The organism is Alteromonas gilva, from assembly GCF_028595265.1.
Lineage (GTDB): Bacteria > Pseudomonadota > Gammaproteobacteria > Enterobacterales > Alteromonadaceae > Alteromonas > Alteromonas gilva.
This window is the reverse complement of sequence record NZ_JAQQXP010000001.1, coordinates 533,942-555,548: the sequence shown is the minus strand read 5'-3', so window position 1 is coordinate 555,548 and position 21,607 is coordinate 533,942. Positions and strand designations below refer to the sequence as shown.

The 21,607-nt window shown below is 50.1% G+C and carries 21 protein-coding genes and 1 pseudogene; 11 read left to right on the top strand and 11 right to left on the bottom strand.

The genetic code is table 11. The features are described from left to right. The first annotated feature begins 342 nt into the window (after window positions 1–342). Together uvrA and OIK42_RS02585 are read left to right on the top strand one after the other, a co-directional pair. Window positions 343–3,168 (top strand): excinuclease ABC subunit UvrA, encoded by a 2,826-nt coding sequence (uvrA, locus tag OIK42_RS02590; protein WP_273641380.1) that lies wholly within the window; start codon window positions 343–345, stop codon window positions 3,166–3,168. A 7-nt stretch (window positions 3,169–3,175) separates the two neighbouring features. Then, a complete protein-coding gene (locus tag OIK42_RS02585; protein WP_273638127.1) occupies window positions 3,176–3,613 on the top strand; it encodes an acyl-CoA thioesterase in 438 nt (145 codons plus the stop codon). A gap of 290 nt (window positions 3,614–3,903) precedes the next feature. On the opposite strand, the gene OIK42_RS02580 is transcribed toward OIK42_RS02585, so the two are convergent. Further along, a complete protein-coding gene (locus OIK42_RS02580) occupies window positions 3,904–4,080 on the bottom strand; it encodes a hypothetical protein (protein ID WP_273638125.1) in 177 nt (58 codons plus the stop codon). Window positions 4,081–4,307: 227 nt separating this feature from the next. Here OIK42_RS02580 and efpL point away from each other — a divergent pair, with 227 nt between their 5' ends. The 3 genes from efpL to OIK42_RS02565 all read left to right on the top strand — a co-directional run bounded on the left by efpL (window position 4,308) and on the right by OIK42_RS02565 (window position 6,260). After that, window positions 4,308–4,883, top strand: coding sequence for an elongation factor P-like protein EfpL (efpL, locus tag OIK42_RS02575; protein WP_273638124.1), 576 nt, complete (start codon window positions 4,308–4,310; stop codon window positions 4,881–4,883). A gap of 10 nt (window positions 4,884–4,893) precedes the next feature. Then, window positions 4,894–5,235: an FKBP-type peptidyl-prolyl cis-trans isomerase gene (locus OIK42_RS02570; protein ID WP_273638122.1), complete on the top strand. Its 342-nt coding sequence runs from the start codon at window positions 4,894–4,896 to the stop codon at window positions 5,233–5,235. A 638-nt stretch (window positions 5,236–5,873) separates the two neighbouring features. Then, window positions 5,874–6,260, top strand: coding sequence for a DUF3718 domain-containing protein (locus tag OIK42_RS02565; protein WP_273638120.1), 387 nt, complete (start codon window positions 5,874–5,876; stop codon window positions 6,258–6,260). 111 nt (window positions 6,261–6,371) lie between these two features. Here the strand turns inward: OIK42_RS02565 and OIK42_RS02560 are convergent, their stop codons facing one another. After that, window positions 6,372–6,749 (bottom strand): VOC family protein, encoded by a 378-nt coding sequence (locus tag OIK42_RS02560; RefSeq protein ID WP_273638119.1) that lies wholly within the window; start codon window positions 6,747–6,749, stop codon window positions 6,372–6,374. 245 nt (window positions 6,750–6,994) lie between these two features. Between OIK42_RS02560 and OIK42_RS02555 the strand changes: the two genes are divergently transcribed. After that, window positions 6,995–7,573 (top strand): pyridoxine/pyridoxamine 5'-phosphate oxidase, encoded by a 579-nt coding sequence (locus tag OIK42_RS02555; RefSeq protein ID WP_273638117.1) that lies wholly within the window; start codon window positions 6,995–6,997, stop codon window positions 7,571–7,573. Window positions 7,574–7,585: 12 nt separating this feature from the next. On the opposite strand, the gene OIK42_RS02550 is transcribed toward OIK42_RS02555, so the two are convergent. The 3 genes from OIK42_RS02550 to OIK42_RS02540 form a co-directional block, all read right to left on the bottom strand. Beyond that, complete coding sequence (locus tag OIK42_RS02550) at window positions 7,586–8,017, bottom strand: DUF3299 domain-containing protein (RefSeq protein WP_273638115.1); 432 nt, start codon at window positions 8,015–8,017, stop codon at window positions 7,586–7,588. A 137-nt stretch (window positions 8,018–8,154) separates the two neighbouring features. Continuing rightward, entirely contained in the window at window positions 8,155–8,688 is a 534-nt protein-coding gene (ppa, locus tag OIK42_RS02545) for an inorganic diphosphatase (protein ID WP_273638113.1), read from the bottom strand. 125 nt (window positions 8,689–8,813) lie between these two features. Then, window positions 8,814–9,782: a class 1 fructose-bisphosphatase gene (locus OIK42_RS02540; RefSeq protein ID WP_273638111.1), complete on the bottom strand. Its 969-nt coding sequence runs from the start codon at window positions 9,780–9,782 to the stop codon at window positions 8,814–8,816. Window positions 9,783–9,896: 114 nt separating this feature from the next. Here OIK42_RS02540 and OIK42_RS02535 point away from each other — a divergent pair, with 114 nt between their 5' ends. Further along, complete coding sequence (locus OIK42_RS02535; RefSeq protein ID WP_273638109.1) at window positions 9,897–10,085, top strand: hypothetical protein; 189 nt, start codon at window positions 9,897–9,899, stop codon at window positions 10,083–10,085. Between the two features lie 109 nt (window positions 10,086–10,194). Here the strand turns inward: OIK42_RS02535 and OIK42_RS20450 are convergent, their stop codons facing one another. Together OIK42_RS20450 and OIK42_RS02530 are read right to left on the bottom strand one after the other, a co-directional pair. Next, a complete protein-coding gene (locus tag OIK42_RS20450; RefSeq protein WP_510166949.1) occupies window positions 10,195–10,599 on the bottom strand; it encodes a tannase/feruloyl esterase family alpha/beta hydrolase in 405 nt (134 codons plus the stop codon). Between the two features lie 126 nt (window positions 10,600–10,725). Further along, window positions 10,726–11,748, bottom strand: a pseudogene (locus OIK42_RS02530) (DUF6351 family protein); the annotation flags it as partial. Between the two features lie 330 nt (window positions 11,749–12,078). On the opposite strand from OIK42_RS02530, the gene mpl reads away from it, so the two are divergent. Genes mpl through pelA form a run of 4 tightly spaced genes read left to right on the top strand, consistent with a single transcriptional unit; the run spans window position 12,079 to window position 16,133 of the window. Continuing rightward, window positions 12,079–13,434: a UDP-N-acetylmuramate:L-alanyl-gamma-D-glutamyl-meso-diaminopimelate ligase gene (mpl, locus tag OIK42_RS02525; RefSeq protein ID WP_273638105.1), complete on the top strand. Its 1,356-nt coding sequence runs from the start codon at window positions 12,079–12,081 to the stop codon at window positions 13,432–13,434. 8 nt (window positions 13,435–13,442) lie between these two features. Further along, a complete protein-coding gene (locus OIK42_RS02520) occupies window positions 13,443–14,054 on the top strand; it encodes a flavin prenyltransferase UbiX (RefSeq protein ID WP_273638103.1) in 612 nt (203 codons plus the stop codon). Window positions 14,055–14,109: 55 nt separating this feature from the next. Then, window positions 14,110–14,925 (top strand): S1/P1 nuclease, encoded by an 816-nt coding sequence (locus OIK42_RS02515; protein ID WP_273638101.1) that lies wholly within the window; start codon window positions 14,110–14,112, stop codon window positions 14,923–14,925. Window positions 14,926–14,957: 32 nt separating this feature from the next. Further along, complete coding sequence (pelA, locus tag OIK42_RS02510; protein ID WP_273641378.1) at window positions 14,958–16,133, top strand: pectate lyase; 1,176 nt, start codon at window positions 14,958–14,960, stop codon at window positions 16,131–16,133. 123 nt (window positions 16,134–16,256) lie between these two features. Here the strand turns inward: pelA and OIK42_RS02505 are convergent, their stop codons facing one another. From OIK42_RS02505 to OIK42_RS02490, 4 genes are all read right to left on the bottom strand, one after another. After that, window positions 16,257–16,646: a hypothetical protein gene (locus OIK42_RS02505; RefSeq protein WP_273638099.1), complete on the bottom strand. Its 390-nt coding sequence runs from the start codon at window positions 16,644–16,646 to the stop codon at window positions 16,257–16,259. Further along, window positions 16,643–18,586 carry a PKD domain-containing protein gene (locus tag OIK42_RS02500; protein ID WP_273638097.1) on the bottom strand — a complete coding sequence of 648 codons (1,944 nt, stop codon included), beginning with the start codon at window positions 18,584–18,586 and terminating at the stop codon, window positions 16,643–16,645. Before OIK42_RS02500 ends, OIK42_RS02505 begins: the two co-directional genes overlap by 4 nt. Before the next feature lie 340 nt (window positions 18,587–18,926). Next, window positions 18,927–19,937 (bottom strand): cytochrome d ubiquinol oxidase subunit II, encoded by a 1,011-nt coding sequence (locus tag OIK42_RS02495; protein WP_273638095.1) that lies wholly within the window; start codon window positions 19,935–19,937, stop codon window positions 18,927–18,929. A 293-nt stretch (window positions 19,938–20,230) separates the two neighbouring features. Beyond that, complete coding sequence (locus tag OIK42_RS02490; RefSeq protein WP_273638093.1) at window positions 20,231–21,604, bottom strand: cytochrome ubiquinol oxidase subunit I; 1,374 nt, start codon at window positions 21,602–21,604, stop codon at window positions 20,231–20,233. Window positions 21,605–21,607 lie beyond the last annotated feature (3 nt).

The following is a 21,607-nucleotide window of genomic DNA, read 5'->3' as shown; positions in this document are numbered from 1 at the left end:
GGGGTTAAAATGGGCGCGAAGTGTAGCATATTTTGATTTTTGTACCTAGGCTCTGTTTATCAATGCAGTGCATTTTTGCAACCCTCTGTATGTCTTGCAGACAAGCCTGTTAACTGCCGGCCTAAAGGCGTTAAGTCAGCAACCCGGCGCACGGTTTAATTAACCTCCGGTTGCCGTCAAAGCGGCCCGTCGAGACCCCGCAACCACTCACAAACCCTGCTATCTTCTGTGCACTTTGGCTAACACCTGTCACCCGTGACTGATCTATTATTAGTCACTCACCATATTCAACAGACCGCCGTCTATGGCATACTGTTTCTTTTGTCTTCTGAACTGGATCGAATGGAAAATATAGAAGTTCGTGGTGCGCGTACGCACAACCTGAAAAATATTGATATCACCATTCCCCGCGACAAACTGGTGGTGATCACCGGTTTGTCGGGTTCGGGGAAATCGTCTCTGGCATTCGATACGCTCTACGCCGAAGGTCAGCGCCGCTATGTCGAGTCGCTGTCGGCCTACGCACGCCAGTTTTTATCGATGATGGAAAAGCCCGATGTGGATCACATCGAAGGCTTATCACCGGCTATTTCCATTGAACAAAAATCCACCTCTCACAACCCGCGTTCGACGGTGGGTACGATTACCGAAATCTACGATTACCTGCGTTTAATGTTTGCCCGTGTGGGTACACCACGTTGCCCTGATCATGACGTACCCCTTGATGCACAAACCATCTCGCAAATGGTTGACCGGGTACTGGCAATGCCGGAAGGCACCAAATTAATGCTGCTTGCTCCCATTGTGCAAGACCGCAAAGGTGAACACGTTAAAACCCTCCAGGGCCTGGCAGCCCAGGGCTATATCCGCGCCCGGATTGACGGCGAGGTATGCGACCTGTCGGATCCACCAGATCTGGATCTGCATAAAAAGCACACTATCGAAGTGGTGATTGACCGCTTCAAGGTTCGCGATGACTTACAGTTACGCTTAGCTGAATCTTTCGAAACAGCATTACAGCTGTCATCAGGCAATGCCAAAGTCGCTTACATGGACGCCCCGGACGAAGCAGAAATCGTTTTTTCCGCCAATTTTGCCTGCCCCCACTGCGGTTACAGCATTAGCGAACTGGAACCGCGGATGTTTTCGTTTAATAATCCGGCCGGTGCCTGTGGCACCTGTGACGGCCTGGGAACAAAACAGTTCTTTGACCCTTTCAAAGTAGTGGTGAATGACGAGTTGAGCTTATCTGGTGGCGCTATTCGTGGCTGGGACAAGCGCAGCTATTATTACTTTCAGATGCTGCAGGCTGTGGCCGATCACTACGAGTTCAGTTTAACAGCGCCATTTGGCGAGCTCAGTGATAAACACCGCGACATCGTGCTGTTTGGCTCAAAAGGCAAGTCAATTAACTTCCGTTATATTAACGATCGCGGCGACATCATGGAGCGCAAGCACCCCTTTGAGGGCATTATTCCCAATATGGAGCGGCGCTATCGCGAGACTGAATCCAACACCGTGCGCGATGAACTGTCTAAATTTTTAAGCCAGCAGCCGTGTAACAGCTGCGGTGGCACACGTTTGCGTACCGAAGCACGCCATGTATTCATCGGCCAGACTAACCTGCCAACCGTGGCGGATATGTCGATTGCCGGCGCGTTCGATTTTTTCGAAAATTTACAGCTGGCCGGGCAACGTGCCCAGATTGCCGACAAGATCTTAAAAGAGATCCTCGATCGTCTGCGCTTTTTGGTGAATGTGGGGCTTAACTACCTGTCGCTGTCGCGCAGTGCCGATACGCTCTCCGGTGGCGAGGCCCAGCGTATTCGTCTGGCCAGTCAGATTGGCGCGGGGTTGGTCGGCGTTATGTATGTGCTCGATGAACCCTCTATTGGTTTGCATCAGCGCGACAACGAGCGGCTGCTTAAAACCCTGACTCACCTGCGTGATTTAGGTAACACGGTACTGGTGGTCGAACACGATGAAGATGCCATTCGCGAAGCCGACTATGTAATTGATATTGGCCCCGGCGCCGGCGTACACGGCGGTGAAATTATCGCCCAGGGATCGTTACAGGACATCATAGATAGCGAACACTCACTTACAGGGAAATACCTGTCAGGTGTAGAGAAAATCGATATTCCTGCGGTAAGGAACCCGGCCAGGGATGGTCAGTGGCTGGAGCTTAGCGGTGCTACCGGTAATAACCTGCAGGATGTCACGTTGCGGGTGCCGGTAGGCGTAATGACCTGCATAACGGGCGTATCAGGCTCGGGTAAATCAACCCTGATTAACGATACCTTTTACCGTATTGCTCACCGTGAACTCAATGGCGCCACCACCAGCGAACCGGCGCCGTATAAGTCTATGAAAGGGCTTGAACTACTCGATAAAGTGGTCGATATCGATCAGAGCCCCATTGGCCGTACACCGCGCTCTAACCCGGCCACCTATGCCGGTATCTTTACGCCGATACGGGAAATATTTTCCGGCACGCAAGAAGCGCGTTCACGCGGTTACAAACCAGGTCGCTTCAGTTTTAACGTCAAAGGCGGGCGCTGTGAGGCGTGTCAGGGTGACGGCGTCATTAAAGTCGAAATGCACTTTTTACCCGACGTTTACGTGCCTTGCGACGTTTGTAAGGGCAAGCGTTACAACCGTGAAACCCTGGAAATTAAGTACAAAGATAAGAACATTCACGAAGTGCTGGAAATGACCATCGAGGACGCCCGTACCTTCTTTGATCCTATCCCGGCCATAGCCCGCAAACTGCAAACGCTTATGGACGTTGGTTTGTCCTACGTACGCTTAGGTCAATCTGCAACCACACTGTCCGGCGGTGAAGCGCAGCGCGTTAAACTGGCCAAGGAGCTGTCTAAACGCGATACCGGCCAAACCCTGTATATACTGGATGAGCCGACCACCGGTTTGCACTTCCACGACATTAAACAGCTGCTGGCGGTACTGCACAGACTGCGGGATCATGGCAACACGGTGGTCGTCATTGAGCACAACCTTGATGTGATTAAAACCGCTGATTACCTGGTGGATCTGGGTCCTGAGGGCGGCTCGGGCGGCGGCCAGATTATTGCTGAAGGTACGCCGGAAGAGATCGCGCAAAGCACGGTGTCGCATACCGGGCACTTCCTTAAATCCATGTTGAAGTAGGATTGCTATGTTTGAAATGGAGTTATCTGTTCGCTTTAGCGAAACCGATGGGGCCGGTCATGTTGGCAATACGGTTATGGTGGTTTGGTTTGAAGAAGCCCGCGGCCCACTGTTTAAAGTATTTGCCCCGACCATGGACATTGAAAACTGGCCACTCATTCTGGCCAGTTACCGGGTGGACTTTCGCGCGCAGATCTTTTATGGCCCCGGCGTCACCATAAAAACCTGGGTAAAGCGGATTGGTAACAGCTCTTTTGAAACCTATCAGGAAGCCTGGCAAAGTGGTAAGTGCTGCGCGTCTGGTACCACTACCATGGTGTACTTTGATTACAAAGCACAAAAAACCGGCCCGATCCCAGATGCTATTAAAGAAGCGTTAGCGGCCCACTTGTTACCCGCTGAAGGGGAAGCCAATAGCAGCCAAAGCGAACAGAAAAATAATTAAGATCGTTGGTGGGCAGCAATAATAAAGCTGCCCAATGCTGCCTTTAGCATCTCCCTTTACTGATGCGTTTGTTTTACTTCAGACATACGTCTGGTGGCTCCAGCTCGCAGAGCTTCTCTATCGTCACGCTGCTAGTGAGTGTTGAAATGCCTTTCCCCAGCCACCAATACCGGTCCTATCAAATTTATGTCTTAAAAGCCTGGTAGTTTTAGGTAGATATCTTTGCTTAAGATTCTGTCACAAGGCAAAAATTGGCTAATTCTTCAAAAATAAATATCGCGTTTGCCCGATTACTGGCTATGTCTACCGGCTACTTTATATTTTGGGGCCTGGGGTACACCCATCATATTCACACCACGCTGTTTATTCTGGCTACCCTGTTTGGGGTCTTTATGGCCTTTAACATCGGCGGTAAGTATTGAGCCAATGCAGAAAAAGGCTTTGTCTCTGAGAGCTTTGGTATCCATTTTCACTCCCCTTATCATTCATTAACAACGACGAAGAAAAAGCTATGCTTAATATGCGACGTGCCCATGCGCTTGTTATCGCCTGTGATGAGCGTCGAACTGATTTGCAGCCTGAATAAGAATAATCGCGGATTAAGACTTTTCACCGTGGTGAAATTCACGGAAAATACGGTTTTGCAATCCAGCAAACACGCGTGGGTTGTGGCCAGTGAAAAATGGGAATTATCATGCCAAAGGCAAGCGAAATAAAAAAGAACAACACCATCGTTTTTAACGGTAAAACCTGTATTGTCAGGGATATAGAACGCTCAGTACCACAAGGCAGGGCCGGTGGCAGTATTTATCGTATGCGGATGTACGATGTGGTGAGTGGTGCAAAGTTTGATGAAACGTTTAAAGACTCAGACATGTTGGAAATGGCTGATTTGGTCCGTCGCCCGTCGATGTTTTCCTATGTAGACGGTGACGAGTATGTGTTTCTCGACAAAGAAGATTACACGCCGTATCACCTCAATAAAGACAGCATTGCCGATGAAGTACTGTTTATTAACGAAGACACCGACGGCATTTCGGTAGTAATCGTTAGTGACACGCCCGTTGCGCTCGATTTACCCATGAGCGTGGAACTGGAAATAGTTGAAACAGACCCGTCTATCAAGGGCGCTTCTGCTACGTCTCGCACCAAGCCTGCGACCTTATCTACCGGCCTGGTCGTTCAGGTGCCGGAATATATTAGTACCGGTGAGAGGATTAAAATCAACACCGAAGAGCGCAAGTTCCAAAGCCGCGCCGATAAGCACTAACAGTACTGTTATGACTGACGAACTGAAAGTTGAAGACTTGTTTGAAGGTGATGGTAAAGCCGCGGAAAAAGGCGCGCTAATTACAGCACACTACCGCGGCTGGCTCGCAGACGGTACTGAATTTGACTCATCCTATGCAAAAGGTCGCCCTTTTCAGACGGTGCTATCTAAAAATAAGGTGATTCAGGGCTGGTTTCTCGGATTACAAGGCATGAAAGTTGGCGGGAAGCGCAAACTGTGGGTGCCTGCAGCACTTGCCTATGGTGAACGCCAGATTGGCGCCATGATACCGCCAAACAGTAATTTAACCTTCGAAATTGAACTGCTCGAAGTGCTAACCCGCGACGATTAAAGCACTAGTCTGAGCATTAATAACGGTAAGTGAGGCCCAGGTCTTCATTGCGGCCGCTTACCGTCGTATTGTAAGGGCAACGACTGAAGTCGGAATACTGCATTTCCTGCCCATTGGTTAAATTTGTCACCGCCATTCGTACCTCCCGGCTATCCGATAATTGATATGCCGGCAAGCATCCGGATACAGGCTTTTTTCAAAGCCGGTTAGTCTGCTTTGGGTAATATTCAAACGCCAGATCCAGGTTAACCCATCCACCCTGCGTAATAGACATACCTCACGACGTAGCGGTGACATGGTATTCGCCGAGCATTTTACTTTATTATTTCGAAGCGAATTTTTCTATGCATGCTTAATTGGCAATAGAGGCCCTGCGCTAACGCGTACCCCATGTAAGCCAGTAATATATGACTCCAGCCGCTCAAATTGTAAACAATATGTGACGTTCATCGCATATTTTGTTTACTTCATATTAACAAACCTGACATACATCACTTTCACCGCTATAGTGTTTGTAAGCTAAATGGACTTGCTTTAGTAAGGGCCATACGCATTAGACACGCCTGCTGATGTACAAAAATAAACTTAATGCGATGGCCACTATCGTTAAAGGATTATTGTTTCGTTGGAGGTTCAATATGAAATATTTAAAATTAGCTGGTGCGGCACTCGCCTTATCTTTCACCAGTCAAATCAGTGCACAAGATTTTCAATTTACAGCTATCGATAAATCACTCGAAACACAGTTTTGTGTCAGTATAGGCAATAACAACGTTGAGAGCATGAAGGGGCAGCTGTTTCGAATGGGATTAGGTGATGCCCTGAGAAGGAACATCAACACCTTAACTTGCAATGGCCTGCCATTGGCACAGTTTGCGTTCAAGTATCAGGCTGAAGATACCTTTAGATACTTAAATACGCGTAGCAGCCCTGCAAACAGAGTTAAATCGACTGTCACGATTAACGATCTTGCGATGACAAACAACAACGCAGAGACGACAGTGGTTCGTGTTTCTGCCGGGTAATTTCTGCCATTGCGCAAAACTTGTAGTGACGATCATGAGGAAAGGAGCATAGCTCCTTTCTTTTTTTGCGGCTAATAACCAATATGTGCGCAGGCCATCGGCAAGCCTTGCTCAGGCCAGCGAGTGCAGGCCAAACATATCGCCTTCTGTATCTACCGCCAGGGTAATGAAGCCATAATCGCCAATAGAAAATTTAGCCCGTTGAATTTTACCACCGGCGGCTTCAATTCGGGCCTCTTCAACAGCTGTATCATCACAGGCAAAATACACCAGCACACTGTTATTGCCGGCTTCAACACCACTCATTTTCACCAGCGCCCCCGACGCACCATACTTTTCCATATTGGCCGGAAAGGCTTTCATTTGCACAGTATCGTTGGTTGGGTCGGTTAAATCACTCAGTTCAATGGCTAAAACCGTTTCATAAAACGTTTTTGCCCGTGCGATGTCGTTAACGTATATTTCAAACCAACTAATGGGATTATTCATTACAGTTCACTCCATGTCAGGATTCCCTGCCGAATATTAGTGCATTTTTTATACAAAATGGCAACAAATAGTCATGAGAGAAAACCGGACAGGTCAGGAAATGTCACGGCCCTATCCTGCACGGTCTGATGCACTTATGGAATAATCCCTGGTTAATACCGGTCTGTTTGATTAACCCTGTAGCACGTAAATAAAGATAGCAGTCACCACAATACCGCGATCTGACCAACCCAGTGAGTTACCCCATGAATGCATTAATCACTAATAAGTTTCAACGTATATGGCAGCAGGCCAAAGAATCCTCACCGCTAAAGCAACAAAGCGCGGTGTGCATCTCGACAATTAATCAATCAGGCTATCCTGAATCACGCTTTGTTGATCTTAAGGCTGTCAGCACCGTTGGATTTACTTTTTGTACCGCCTATAACTCAGCAAAAGGTCGGCAGATTGAAATGAACCCTAAAGTGTCTTTGGTTGCCTGGTGGGATCATATCGGCTATCAGGTCAGGGTAGTGGGCACTGCTGCACGCATTACCAACGAGCTCGCCGATGAGTACTGGAATACGCGGTCTTTCGAAGCGCAAATGAGTACTACCACCTTTGCGCAAAGCCGGGAATGGACGGCAGACTCAGCGCCCCTAACGCATTTCGAGCAAGCACTCGCCAACGCAGAATGTCCGGTGCAGCGACCGGCGTTCTGGGGTGGCTATACCATCAAACCCCAGGCCGTTGAATTTCTGACATTTATGTCCAACCGTGTACACCAGCGAGAACATTTTAGCTGGGACGGAACGAGCTGGCAGAAGCGCCTGCTACAGCCCTGACACACCAGGAGACTAGTAGGCCGTGACCGCCTCTCCCTGCATCGTGTAACCGGCAGATGCAATATCACTGCTGAACTGAGTGGTTGAAAACAGCCCTTCGACCCACACCGCGTCGTACAGATTTTCCACCGGCACGCCCTCGTTCATTTTAACGTAGACAATCTGGTTAGACGGCGGCGGTGGCACATGAATACATGCGCCAAAAAATGGCACTAACAGAAATTCAGTGGTTAATTCAGCGGTACCTTCAAGCGGTACAATAAAGCCTGGCACCTTTACCCGTTTACCGTTGTAAATCTCCACCACGGGGGCATTCGGCTGTAACTGAGCCATTTTGTTATCGTGATTGGTAGATTGCGGTGCAAGTTCGTTAAAGTCAGGCGGCACAAGATCTTCCCAGTAAATCTCCTGAGCTTCCTGTGCATTGACCAATGCGGCTGTCATTAATAGTAAAGCGGCTGCTAAGCAACTCAGCCAGTTTATTTTGAGCACTGTAGTACCTCCCGCGCCATGATAATAAAAACGCCCGTCCAATTAAAAAAGGCCCGACAAGTCGAGCCTTCTAAGCAATTAAACTGCACTTATTTGCTGGCTTCGTAACGCTCTACGCTGGATACGATTTCAGCTTTGGCGGCGGCAGCGTCTGCCCAACCGTCAATTTTAACCCACTTGCCTTTTTCTAAGTCTTTGTAATGCTCAAAGAAGTGTTCAATTTGCTTAAGCAGCAGCGGCTGTACATCTGACGTTTCAAACACTTCGCGGTACAGTACCGACAACTTGTCGATTGGCACAGCCAGAACCTTGGCATCTTTGCCCGACTCATCGGTCATGTTCAGTACACCAATAGGACGACACTTGATCACAGAGCCCGCCAGCAGAGGGAAAGGAGAAATCACTAACACGTCAACCGGATCGCCGTCTTCTGACAGTGTGTTATTCACATAACCGTAGTTGGTTGGATAGTGCATGCAAGTCGCCATAAAGCGATCAACAAATAGCGCGCCGGTATCTTTGTCTACTTCGTATTTTACCGGATCAGCATGGGCCGGGATCTCGATAATTACATTCACTTCGTCAGGCAGATTTTTGCCTGCAGGTACGGCGTTTAAGCTCATACGGGGTTGTCCTTTAAGTTAATTATTAATTAGATCATGTGGCCTTTAGTATAAGGCTATCGACGCAAAATAAAAACCTGTAGCCCGCGCTAACAAGCTACAAAGAGGCTATTTTGCTTAACCAATTAGTCGTAATAGCTCAGACAGGCCTCAACTTCGTCTTTGGAGCCAAGAATAACCGGTACGCGCTGATGTATTTCTTCGGGCATCACTTCCATAATGCGCCCTGCGCCAGTCGACGCCGAACCGCCCGCCTGCTCAATTAAAAAGGCCATAGGGTTGGCTTCGTACAATAAACGCAACTTACCGGCTTTAGTGGGGTCGCGCTTGTCATAGGGGTACATAAAGATACCGCCGCGACACAACAAACGGTGCACGTCGCCCACCATTGCCGCGACCCAGCGCATATTATAGTTTTTACCCATAGGCCCTTCTTCGCCGGCCAGCAAGTCATTTACATACTGTTGCATGGGCGCTTCCCAGTGACGTTGGTTGGACGCATTAATCGAAAACTCGGCGGTTTGTTCAGGCACCTGCACATTCGGATGCGTCAGCAGGAAACCACCATGGGTTTTATCCAGCGTGTAAATATGGGTGCCTTTACCCGTGGTCATGGCCAGCATCGTGGACGGGCCGTACAGCACATAACCCGCCGCGACCATCTGCGAGCCGGGCTGTAAAAACGCCGCCGGATCGTTAGGTGCCATCCATTGCGGCGCGTGGGCGATGGAGAATATCGTGCCGATAAGACTGTTGATTTCAGTGTTTGAGGAACCATCCAGCGGATCGAAACTCACCAGGTAGTTACCCTCCGGATGGCAGGGCACCACGTCATCTTCCTCTTCCGAAGAAATGGCTTTTACATAACCGGATTCTTTTAATATATCCTTTAAAATCTGATTGGAGATCACGTCCAGCTTTTTCTGAGTTTCGCCCTGAACATTCTCACTCAGGGTTGATCCCAACACCCCCGCAAGTGCGCCCTGACTGACGCGGAAAGAAATTTCCTTACAACCAGCCAAAAGTGTACGGATAAGCAAAATGAGCTCAAGTGGCGCGCCATCTTGTTGCAATTGTGAATTAAGTCTTTTCATGGTTTATGTAAGCCTTTTTTATTTGTAGGGTAGTAACAGGCTGCTTCCTTTGCCGCATAGCAGCAATCGAGCCTGTTCAGATTGTAAACTGACAATGGGTGGAAAGGAAATCAGATGTTTTGGTATTCAGAATATACCGGGCATGGGCCAGGTCTGCGCAGCGCTATGCTTCAGCTATTCTCCGGAGCAGGCCGACTATTCAACAAGCACGTCGCTGCGCTTGTTGATGTAGTGCCAATGAGCAGGGACGTAGTCACGGCGCGCGACAAGTCGATTATTCATGCTCTATGGCATGAAGAATGACCAGCCGCTCGCCCGTTGGTTTAAAGGCCACACTCTCAGCACCTTGCAACTACGAACCTTTACCAACCCATTTTACAGGCAACATGCAGTGACCGGGCATGACGCGATGTTATCGACACTCATAGCTATCGGCAGAAGTGGCGTCACCGCCGGTATAGTGCGGATGCTCAGGATAGGCGCACAGCTTGCGGCTGGCAGGCTCTGGCTTGGTCCGCGAGGCTATAACATCACGGGGCGCCTGGCCATTTTCCACCCAGTCGACCACTGCGCTCAGCAAGTCAAAGGAATCATAGGTATTGGCTCCACCCGCGCAATGACCCATTCCGGGTACATGATAGTAACGACTGGCATCGCTCCAGCCTTCATTGGCGTCGCTGGCACGCTGATAAAACCCGAGCGTATCGTAGGCCGAAAACCAGGCGTCGCTGACCCCATGGTAAAACACGATCTTACCACCACGATTAAGGAAGGTAGAAAAGTTGGTCCAGCGGTAACTGTCAGTGCGTGCCTGCATGGGATCATTGCGCAGCTGTGCGTCTTCGGCATCAATGTCGATTTCAATCTGTTTGGCGCTCGCCCCAGGCGAGAAGAAGTTGTCACCCGGAATATAAGTCATCCCACCTTCAATCATGCCGGTATCAACGGGAAAGGCCGGATAGATCTCGAAGCCGGCACTGTTTACGAGCGGTGCAAACGCCTCATCGATGGCGTTTGCCTGGGCCTGCGAGAGACAGGAATCAGTGTCATTGTCGTCGCAGACCAGCAAGTTGGGATCGAAATCGCAGCCACGTACATTGGCAACCACTCCGTCTGCCAGACCATCAAGTGCGTCGCACTGCGCCAATAGCCCATCATGCACCGCGCGACGTTCTGCCGGTGAGAAAGCGCGGCTCACCTGCGGATTGCCCTCATCATCGAGTGGCGCAACCTGGTTAAAGGCAACTACGGCCTTGCGCAGAGCGAAATTTGAGTTCCCCGTTCGCATTGCTGGCGCGCCAACCACGGCACCGTCAAACAGCATGGGGTAGCGCTGTGCAGCCAGCATACTCTCACGCCCACCGGTGGAACAGCCGGAAATATAAGTGTGATGCGCCGCCTGCCCGTAGTAGGTCTTTACAATCTCCTTGCCCAGTTCGGTCACTTTGGCCACAGACTGCCCGGTAAAGTCGAGCGCTGCTTGCTGATCGGCCATAAAGGAAGCATCGAACCCACCCTGCCCTTTATGTCCACCATCGGTGGAGATCACCGCAAAACCGCGTGCCAAAGCCGGCGTATCACCCGCAGCATTGCCTCCCAATGGTGGATGTACAGTACCATTGAGGCCACCACCACCCTGAAACAGGAAGCGACCGTTCCAGTCTGCGGGCATGGCCAGCGCAAAGCCCAGGCCGTAAGTTTTACCATCTGCACCGGTGCGTTGATTGCTAATGCCCTCAACATAGCAATGCGCGGGCAACGCTACCGATGTGCTGGCAGGGCCTGCACCAACGTTAAATGGACCGGCCGGTTTTTCTGCCGCGCTGATAATGTTGGTGTTCGTTATATCAAGCCCGGCCAGGGCAGCACAGGCGTTTTCGGTCGCGGCGGCGTCGCTGGCGTTAACATCATTAGCCTCACACCCTGCTAAAGCCAGAGCAGCCAATCCAATTATCAATCGATTCATTTTAATGGTTCCTTAATAACACTGCCCCGACTACCGAGGCTAATGTGCTTCCACAATTATCATCAATATAAACTGTTGTATCATAACGCGCGGAACACGGAAATCTGAACCATGACCATTTCGACAGATCGCACCGGTGGTGCGTTCATCTTTTTAATTGCTACGTCGAGCACGGCGGTGGTCAGTTTTTTGTCCATCCTGTCGGCAATGGCACCTGCTTTGGATTAATCGGGTAGAGGATACCCCGTTCACCGGCCCACATTTTCAGTTTAGGCATCACTGTATGCATCTGGTAAAGTATCCGGATATGAAATTAATGCAGGAAAGTTAATGCACGTTCACATTTTAGGAATTTGTGGCAGTTTTATGGGCGGCATTGCGGCAATTGCGAAATCCCTGGGGCACACGGTTACCGGCTCCGATCGCAACGTTTATCCACCGATGAGCACCCAACTTGAAGCGCTGGGCATAACCTTAACCGAAGGTTATGATCCGTCCCAGTTTAAACCCACTCCGGATATGGTGATTATTGGTAACGCCATGTCACGCGGTAATCCGGCTGTTGAGTATGTTCTGGATCGTAATCTTCCTTACACCAGCGGTCCCCAGTGGTTGCTGGACAATCTGCTCACAGACCGCTGGGTGATTGGCGTTGCTGGTACGCATGGCAAAACCACAACATCGTCAATGGTGGCATGGATCTTAGAATATGCTGGGCTTACACCGGGGTTTTTAATTGGCGGTATCCCGCAAAACTTCGGGATTTCAGCCCGGATCGGTGACAGCCCGTTTTTTGTGATTGAGGCCGACGAATATGACAGTGCCTTTTTCGACAAGCGCTCTAAGTTTGTCCATTATCGCCCACGAACACTGGTAATGAACAATTTAGAGTTTGATCATGCCGACATCTTCGCCGATTTAGCCGCTATCCAAACGCAATTCCATCATTTAGTACGCACCGTGCCCGCTACCGGGTTAGTCCTGTCGCCCGATACCGATGTCAACCTTGAAGCCGTGTTAGATAAAGGCTGTTGGAGCGAACAGCAATTTCTTGGCCGTCACTGGCACGCTGAGCTTATTAATACCGACGGTTCGGCCTTTAATGTCCTGTATCAAAATGAATTAGTGGGTCAGGTGCACTGGCACTTACTTGGTCAGCACAATGTTGATAACGCCCTGATGGCCATTGCTGCGGCGCACCATGCAGGGGTCACATTACCCGATGCACTGGCGGCGCTCAGTGAGTTTGAAAATGTAAAAAGGCGCATGGAAGTGCGCGGCTGCATTAAAGACATTACGGTGTACGATGACTTTGCCCATCACCCGACCGCAATCAAAACCACCTTGGATGGCCTGCGTAAAAAGGTCGGCGATGCGCGCATTATTGGTGTACTGGAGCCGCGCTCCAACACCATGAAAATGGGCATTCACAAAGATGTACTGGTCGATTCCTGGCAGGAAGCCGACGAAGTGCTACTGTTTGAACCGGATAATCTGGGGTGGTCTATGGCAAAGCTGGCTAAACACAGCAACACCCCCACTCAGGTATTTCGCAGTGTTGATGCCATTATCCACCAGCTATCTACCTTGCTGCAGCCTGGCGACCACGTGCTAATCATGAGTAATGGTGGCTTTGGCGGGATCCATAATAAGCTACTTGATGTATTAGCCGGTAAAGCATCATGAGAACGTCAATGAACAAATCTATTACCTTAGGCATTACCGGCGCATCAGGCGCGCCTTATGCACTGCGCTTGTTACAGCAGTTAGTGGCAGCTGAATACCAGGTGTTTGTGCTGATCTCCTCAGCGGCACGCGTGGTTTTTGCCACCGAAGAAGATCTTAAAATACCGGCTCAACCCGAGGCCGCCAGTGCATTTTTTACCGAGCGGTTTAACGCCAGCCCCGGTCAGATTCGCGTATGTGGCAAAGAAGAATGGTTTTCGCCGGTGGCATCAGGCTCCGCGGCACCCCGGCAAATGGTGGTTTGTCCTTGCTCCACCGGCACCTTGTCATCCATCGCGGTGGGGGCCTGTGATAATCTGATTGAGCGCGCTGCCGATGTAGTGCTAAAAGAGCGCGGGCAGCTTATACTGGTGACACGGGAGATGCCACTGTCGAGCATCCATTTGGAAAATATGCTAAAACTGTCACAAACCGGCGCTACCATTATGCCCGCCTCCCCGGGGTTTTATCATCAGCCCAAAACTATCGAGGACCTGGTCGACTTTGTGGTGGCTCGCGTGCTGGACCACCTGGGTGTCGACCAAACATTGATGGCCCGCTGGGGATACCAAAATAAATAATTGAGGGCGTTGCCTGGTCGCAAACAGTCTCATCATTACCGCCAAGGAATCATAAATGCTAAAACGTGTTATAACCGCACCTGTTGCACTGCTGATAATCGCTTCATCACTGGTCAGTTTACCGGCCTTGGGCTGGGGCCAGAATGGCCACCGTATTACCGGCGCTATCGCTGAACAATATTTAAGTCCGGCCGCACAAGGTCAGATTGAGGTGCTGTTACCACTTGAATCCCTGGCCGAAGCAGCCACCTATGCCGACGATATGCGCTCAAACCCTTCTGAATTCTGGCAGCGTACAGCGTCGCCCTGGCACTATGTCACCGTACCAGAAGGCAAACACTACCATGACGTGGATGCGCCTGATGAAGGCGATGCTTACACGGCTATTGAGCAGTTCACCACCACCTTAAAAAATCCCGCTGCATCGCTGGCGGACAAACAACTGGCGCTGCGGTTTTTAGTACATCTGATCGGCGATTTGCATCAACCGCTGCACGCCGGTAATGGCACCGACCGTGGTGGTAACGACGTCAAAGTGCGGTTTTTCTGGCAGGACTCCAACCTGCACCGCGTGTGGGATACCCAAATGCTCGAACAAAAAGAGCTGTCTTACTCAGAATGGAGCAACTGGCTGAATAAAAAAATTACCGCGCAGAACATTGCCGACTGGCACGCAACCGATCCTGCGGTGTGGATTACCGAAAGCACTGAGATACGCGATACCATTTACCCAAAAGATGCTAACCGAATGGCCTATGACTACCTTTACGACCATATGCCTACGGTAAAACGCCGCTTACAAATGGCGGGGATCCGTATAGCCTTGTACTTAAATGAGGTTTTTACTGATAATGCAAACGCCAAAAAATAAGCTTTTATGAGGTAAGACGGAGGGGTGTTGTGATGAGGATAAAAGCTTCCACTGTGTTCAGACACGTCGCCCTGCTGTTATCAGGTTTGGCTGCCGTTGGCTGTCAGTCACCCCAATCCCCGTCATACAGTACAATTGAAATATCGGCATTTAACGATGTCATTAAACACTGGAACGATCAGCACCATGACGACCAGCAAGGACGCTATCAGCCACACCAGATTACCCAAATCGCCGATAACATTTTAGTTTATCAGCGCGCTAACGGTGGCTGGCCCGAAAATAAAAATCCGCTGCGTATCTTGACCCAGGCCGAGCTGGTGCAGCAGGCAACGCTCAAAAACGCCACCGATACCAGCTTTGATAATCGCAATGTCTACCCACAAATTCGCTATCTGGCAGACGTGTATCAACAAACAGGCATCGTAAAGTATAAACAGGCAGCAATTGCTGGCCTCAACTTTATCTTAACTGCACAGTTAGACAACGGTGGCTTCACCCACTCGCCCCCGCTTAACAATGGCTACCGCGGACACATTACCATTATGGATGATGTTATGGCTGGCGTATTAGGCTTACTGCTGGAGATTAAACAAGGCAGTGCCCGGTTTGATTTTATTCCCGATGCGCTACGTCAACGCATTCGCATTGCCCACCGAAAAGGGGATGAGCTATTGCTTAAGCTTCAGGTTCGTATCGGTCACACCCCGACTATCTGGGCCGGTCAGTACGATGCTGAAACACTGCAACCTACCCAGGGCAGAGCCTTTGAACTGGCCAGCGTGGTAAGCCGTGAAAGTGTTGATGTGGTCAGGTATCTCATGCAGGATGACAACCCCACAGCCGAAAAAATCGCCGCTATCAAAGCAGCGGTGCAATGGTTTGAGCAAGCAAAGTTAACCGGTATCGATATGATCAGAGTCGATGCTGAGCCTGTGCGGTATAAGTACCACAGTTCAGACTGGGATCGAATTATCGTTGACGCTCCCGCGGCTGAGCCCATCTGGGCCCGGTTTTACGACATTGATACCAATCAGCCATTACTTGCCAATCGCGAAGGTAAACGGGTGGCAACGCTCGCTGACATATCCCGTGAGCGGCGCACTGGTTACGACTGGTATGGCCGCTGGCCAGCCGCCTTATTAACAAAAGACTATCCCCGATGGCTAAACACCCTGCCAAAGCATTTGCATAACCAGGGCCTGTAAAAGCAGTATAGCCGGCGTTAGCCGACTATACTGTGGTGTTCGTTATCGAGGATAAGCAGTTGTAGGTTAATAGCCTGATACGCCCAGGCGACACCACATAGCCGCCCTATTTGTCAGCCCCCCCTATTTGTCAACAACAATGCACTCAACGTCAGTCAGTTCAACCTGCTCACCAGAGTTGTCGTTGTTGAGTAAACACGCTTCGCCTTGTTTTAACAGAGTAAACGCAAACGCGGGATTGTCGTGTCGCCCCTCAATGGGTAAGCCTCTGCTGTCAGTGTGGGCGCGCCGCTCAATTGTCAGCGTTGATGACTGCGTAAACGCATTGTCTGCCAACTTAATGGCAATGCCACCAAACCATTGACTGATATGGGCTTCCAGCTGTGCTTTTTGCGCCGCCGTTAACGATGCCAAGCGCGCCTCCTGAGGCGACTCCACCGAGGTTGCTGCACAACCGCTTGCTAAGGCAAACGGCATGGCAAAAAGTGAAATAAGCCAATTACGCACTCTCATTGCTGCGTTTCCCGAATAATAGGCTCATTGATTTTGTTATGCAGAATCAATGCATTGCGAAGCGCTTCCGGCCTTTTTATGGAGAGATTCGATTCAGCATACTGACTTGCCGCCACCGCGTTCGTTGAGGTTGTTGACGATGAGGCAGTAACCGGACAGGCTCCCGTTTCGGCGTACGCCAGTGCCGCTGACAACATCCCTTCGTTGGGATCACCCAGCGGGGCACTAAAGTCATCCGCAACATCGCACCCGGGTAATTCAAAATCGAAATTGGGGCTGGATGTCGGTATAAAACCATCAGCGTAATCGCCAAAACCTTTATTGTTTACCCCCTGAAACTGAATAGTGAAATACGTCGTGCCGCAGTTATCGGTGGGATAAAAGCCATAGGGCTTACCACACGTTGAACCACCAATCTGCACCACTTCTACATCAATACCGCGCAACGAGTTCATAACCGCCTCACTTGCAGAGCAGGTATTATCGGTAGTTAGCACGTAAATGCGGGTTAACGACAAACTGGGTAAAACCTCACTGGTAAGAACACCAGCGTTGTAGTCAATGACATTACCGTAAAAAGGCGTAGGCCGGATAGCGCGACCCGTTACCGGATCGTAGTCGGGATTTTTATCGTTGAACTGCAGGGTTTCAAAAATAGCGTTGTTGGTCTGACTCGGTCCCGCCACCATATAAGACAGCTGTGAGGCGAGAGCCAGCAATCCGCCGCCGTTGTAACGCAGGTCAATCACCAGCTCAGTCACGTTTTCATCGACAAACTGCTCAACGGTGTTAATTAGGCCATCCTGCGCGGTTCTGATAAAGGTATTAAACTGAAAATAGCCGGTTTTTCCTGCCGCCGTGTCAAACACCCGCACATTTTGTACCGGCACAACGGCCACATCCGCAGAGGTGAGATCGACGGCGAGTTCCGTGCCATCCACCCGCTCAAAAACAAAACTTGCTGTGGTGCCATTTTCAGCCGGAAACAAACCGTCATTGAGTATGTCAACCTGCGCCTGAGTACCGCCATCCACAAAGTCTACACCGTTTACCCGTTTAACACTGGCGCCACGGGGGATCCCAGCGAGACTGGCTGGTGAGTCAGGCTCGGTATAACGAACAATGAGTTCACGAGGAGGCGCAGAGCGTACAAATTCCCATTTAATACCGTATCCTGATGATACCCCGGTTTGCGTGAGTTCGTTGTATTCGTCGGTGGCCTGAGAAAAATGAAAATTGTCTTTGGGCGTGCCCGTCGGGGTTAACGCGTTGGTTTTGAGTTGATCAAAATAACCCAGCACCGAATAATTAGCCGGGTCGTTGTCGTCTACTTCGTCGTACCAAAGATAGGTATCATTGGTCCAGGACCGCAGCCACAGCTTTTCGTCCATTGCTGTGCCTTCCTCATCGGGGTAAGGCTGACCTGAAAACGGGTCAATACCGGTGCGGGGTACTTCACACCTGGCAATATAGTCGGCCTGAGGTTCGTAAACGCCGGCTACCCAGGTTGGTTCAACAGGCCCTGAAGGAGGAGTGATATCTCTGACTGTTATAGCCACGACATCGGTGCCACTATCGCCATCGTTATCGGTAACGGTCAATTGAAAAGTCAGGACTTCATCTGCTGACACATCTGGGGCATCAAAGCTGACTGATTGAGTGTTAACATCACTTAAGGTGACTGCCGTACCAGCCAGTTGTGACCAGGCGTAACTGCTAATGCTTCCGTCACTGTCTGTCCCTGAACCTGATAGGGTAACGAGGGTGAGTTCATCAACGCTCTGATCTGAACCCGCATTGGCAACAGGTGCGACGTTTGCTGGTGGTGGATTATTAACTCGAGGCGTTGTAGAACCCCCGCCACCTCCGCCACCGCAGGCCGTTAAAAAAGAAACTGCTAACGCGACTGTTAGCATGGGAGACCATTTTGACACTTGCATTTTGAAAGTCCTTAATCAAATATCACTACAAATTCAGCGCATTCTTTGCACTGTTATTCCTGATAAATACTGCCATACCTGAATTATTTAAACCACAAAAAGACGTGAGCAGTTAAAAAACACTGTAAAAGAGTATTTGTGAGTAAAGTACCTTAGTTTTCCGGCCACAGGGTCGCGCCGGTTAACACCTGGCCTTTGCAAGCACCGGACACCAGGCGAAGAACGTAACGACAGAGTGCCCGGATCTGAAGAGAGCCGGGCACTACATGGGATGTTACACATCTATTGTTAGCCGCCTCGCGCCGCCTTCAAAAGAGACGCTGCTGGCCCAATACATTCCTTAGTAATAAGACAGTTTTTGTGACTTCCCGGCAAAAATTCGATATACCAGTACGGTATAGGCCAGAATGCAAGGCACCACAACCACTGTGCCTACTAATAAAAAGCGTAAAGAGTTGGCATCACTGAGGGCATCCATAATGGTGAGTTTACCCGGCACCACATAAGGATAATAACTCACACCAAAGGCACCAAAACATAACACAAACACCAGCAAGGCAATCGCAAAGGGCAGCCACTCGCCTTTGCCTTCTGCTTTAGGCAGCTTTTTGAGCACCAGTGCACACAGTATCAACAAGCCAAAACAGGTCACCGGAATCGTCATTAATACCAGACCAAGGGGGCTATCAAGCCACAGTGCACGCACCTCATTATGAAGCAACAAATTAAGCACACTCACAGCCCCTATGCCTCCGGCAAGGACCAACAGGCAACGCCTGGCCCAGGTGAATGCCTTGGTTTGCAGATCGCCTTCAGTTTTAAGGATTAACCAGCAGGCACCAATAAACGCATAGGCTGCTGTGACTCCCAGCGCCGCAAGTAAGGCAAAGCCCTGAGCGTAAATATCGGTACGTAATCCCGTGACCCAAATACCCAGCATGTAGCCCTGCGATAGCGTGGTAAGCAGTGAGCCGTATTTAAAGCAAGTGTCCCACTTAGGTTTATTGGTTTGCGCCACTTTGGCCCGAAAGTCGAAAGACACGCCGCGCAAAATAAGCCCCAGCAACATAAACGTTGCCGGAATATACAAGGTTTGCAGTATATCACTGTGGGCTTGTGGAAAGGCAATCAGCAGAATGCCAACTGCCAGTACCAGCCAGGTTTCATTGGCGTCCCAGTAGGGGCCGATTGAAGCGATCATGTCATCTTTAAACTGTTCGTTGTGGGGCGGGAATAACACCCCCACCCCCAGATCATAACCGTCAAGCACGGCATACAACAGTACAGCGAGCCCTAATAAACCTATGTAAATATTACCCAAAGTTTCAGCAGATAGTGATTCGAAAGGCATGTTTTTCTCCTAGGGTCTGTTGACGTTTGTTGTGCATTTTTGCAGCGGTCCATAGCTGGCAAGTGTGTGCCATTTAGACCAGGCGGCTGTTTGCAGGTCTAGTGGGTCTAAATCAAAAACAGTCAACGCAGTATAAATGGCACACACTAGCCGGTTACCGGGCGCTGCCCGAAGGGGTCGTTATGAAAGCATTTTACTCTTTGTCACAGCCCTTTGACTTAGAACCACTAGGTCGGCAGGACTGTTTCGCGATTAAAATGCTTTCATTTAGACCAAAATTTGTACACCAAATGTCAACAGACCCTGTGACTTTGGGCTACATCAAGTTTGTTACGTGAGCGACTGGCCGGGTCTGCCTCGGTCATTTCCTCTACGCCAACTGACTTACGGCACATCAACGTAAGAGTGCGAATGTAGGCCACCAGCAGCACTGCATAAATCACCACGTACAAACTGAAAGACAGCGCTACATTGGTTGACGGTAAGGAAGTTACGGCGTCTTTGGTAGCCAGTACACCACTGACCAGATAAGGCTGACGACCCACTTCGGTCACGTACCAGCCAGCCAGGGTTGCCACCCAGCCGCTAAAGGTCATTGCGATAAAGACTTTGCTCAGCCAGTCAGGCAGCGCACCTTGTCGATACAGATAAAACGCACCAAGCCAGGCAGTTAAAAGCATCAACATGCCCATTCCTACCATCACCCGGAATGAATAAAATACCGGAGCCACAGGCGGGTGCTCGCCCTTAAACTCATTTAGGCCTTTAATTTCGCCATTCGGATCATGAGTGAGAATAACGCTCGCCAGGTTAGGAATGCCAATTTCAAAGTGATTGCTTCTGCTCGACTCATCCGGAATGGCGAACAACAGCAAGGGGGCGCCCCGCTCGGTCTCCCATACGCCTTCCATTGCCGCTACTTTTTGTGGCTGATGTTCAAGCGTGTTCAAACCGTGTAAGTCACCGGCGAAAATCTGCAGGGGAATTAATACCGCAGCCGTATAAGTAGCGGTTTTAAGGGCCAGTTTAGGCGCAACTTTATCGTCGCCAATGGCTAAACGATAGGCCGATAATCCGGCAATCAGAAAACTGGCGGTTAACCCCGACGCTAACATCATGTGGGTAAAACGATAGGGAAACGACGGATTAAAAATAATCGCTGACCAGTCTTTGGCATACACAACGCCATCGATGACTTCGTGGCCCTGTGGCGTATGCATCCAGCTATTGAGCGATAAAATCCAAAACGCTGACAAAGTTGTGCCCACCGCAACCACTAGTGTAGCCAGCGTATGCAGCCAGTTTGGTACGCGCCGCATGCCAAACAACATAATGCCTAAGAAGGTGGCCTCCAGAAAAAACGCGGTCAGCACTTCATAGCCGAGCAGCGGCCCGGCCACATTACCGGCTTTTTCCATAAAGCCCGGCCAGTTGGTACCGAACTGGAACGACATAGTGACACCAGACACCACACCTAAAGCAAAGGTCAGGGCGAAAACCCGTACCCAAAACCGATAGATACGCATCCATATCGGATTCCCGCTTACGTTGGAGCGAAATTTAAAATAGAACAAGAACCAGCCCAGGGCCATGGTTATTGTCGGAAATAAGATGTGAAAACTAATATTCAGCGCAAACTGAAGTCTGGATAATATGAATACATCCACTAT

Excerpts from the sequence above, each read along its gene's own strand:
- uvrA (WP_273641380.1), top strand. The coding sequence starts at position 343 with ATGGAAAATATAGAAGTTCGTGGTGCGCGTACGCACAACCTGAAAAAT.
- OIK42_RS02585 (WP_273638127.1), top strand. The coding sequence starts at position 3,176 with ATGTTTGAAATGGAGTTATCTGTTCGCTTTAGCGAAACCGATGGGGCC.
- OIK42_RS02580 (WP_273638125.1), bottom strand. The coding sequence starts at position 4,080 with ATGGATACCAAAGCTCTCAGAGACAAAGCCTTTTTCTGCATTGGCTCA.
- efpL (WP_273638124.1), top strand. The coding sequence starts at position 4,308 with ATGCCAAAGGCAAGCGAAATAAAAAAGAACAACACCATCGTTTTTAAC.
- OIK42_RS02570 (WP_273638122.1), top strand. The coding sequence starts at position 4,894 with ATGACTGACGAACTGAAAGTTGAAGACTTGTTTGAAGGTGATGGTAAA.
- OIK42_RS02565 (WP_273638120.1), top strand. The coding sequence starts at position 5,874 with ATGAAATATTTAAAATTAGCTGGTGCGGCACTCGCCTTATCTTTCACC.
- OIK42_RS02560 (WP_273638119.1), bottom strand. The coding sequence starts at position 6,749 with ATGAATAATCCCATTAGTTGGTTTGAAATATACGTTAACGACATCGCA.
- OIK42_RS02555 (WP_273638117.1), top strand. The coding sequence starts at position 6,995 with ATGAATGCATTAATCACTAATAAGTTTCAACGTATATGGCAGCAGGCC.
- OIK42_RS02550 (WP_273638115.1), bottom strand. The coding sequence starts at position 8,017 with ATGACAGCCGCATTGGTCAATGCACAGGAAGCTCAGGAGATTTACTGG.
- ppa (WP_273638113.1), bottom strand. The coding sequence starts at position 8,688 with ATGAGCTTAAACGCCGTACCTGCAGGCAAAAATCTGCCTGACGAAGTG.
- OIK42_RS02540 (WP_273638111.1), bottom strand. The coding sequence starts at position 9,782 with ATGAAAAGACTTAATTCACAATTGCAACAAGATGGCGCGCCACTTGAG.
- OIK42_RS02535 (WP_273638109.1), top strand. The coding sequence starts at position 9,897 with ATGTTTTGGTATTCAGAATATACCGGGCATGGGCCAGGTCTGCGCAGC.
- OIK42_RS20450 (WP_510166949.1), bottom strand. The coding sequence starts at position 10,599 with ATGCAGGCACGCACTGACAGTTACCGCTGGACCAACTTTTCTACCTTC.
- mpl (WP_273638105.1), top strand. The coding sequence starts at position 12,079 with ATGCACGTTCACATTTTAGGAATTTGTGGCAGTTTTATGGGCGGCATT.
- OIK42_RS02520 (WP_273638103.1), top strand. The coding sequence starts at position 13,443 with ATGAACAAATCTATTACCTTAGGCATTACCGGCGCATCAGGCGCGCCT.
- OIK42_RS02515 (WP_273638101.1), top strand. The coding sequence starts at position 14,110 with ATGCTAAAACGTGTTATAACCGCACCTGTTGCACTGCTGATAATCGCT.
- pelA (WP_273641378.1), top strand. The coding sequence starts at position 14,958 with ATGAGGATAAAAGCTTCCACTGTGTTCAGACACGTCGCCCTGCTGTTA.
- OIK42_RS02505 (WP_273638099.1), bottom strand. The coding sequence starts at position 16,646 with ATGAGAGTGCGTAATTGGCTTATTTCACTTTTTGCCATGCCGTTTGCC.
- OIK42_RS02500 (WP_273638097.1), bottom strand. The coding sequence starts at position 18,586 with ATGCAAGTGTCAAAATGGTCTCCCATGCTAACAGTCGCGTTAGCAGTT.
- OIK42_RS02495 (WP_273638095.1), bottom strand. The coding sequence starts at position 19,937 with ATGCCTTTCGAATCACTATCTGCTGAAACTTTGGGTAATATTTACATA.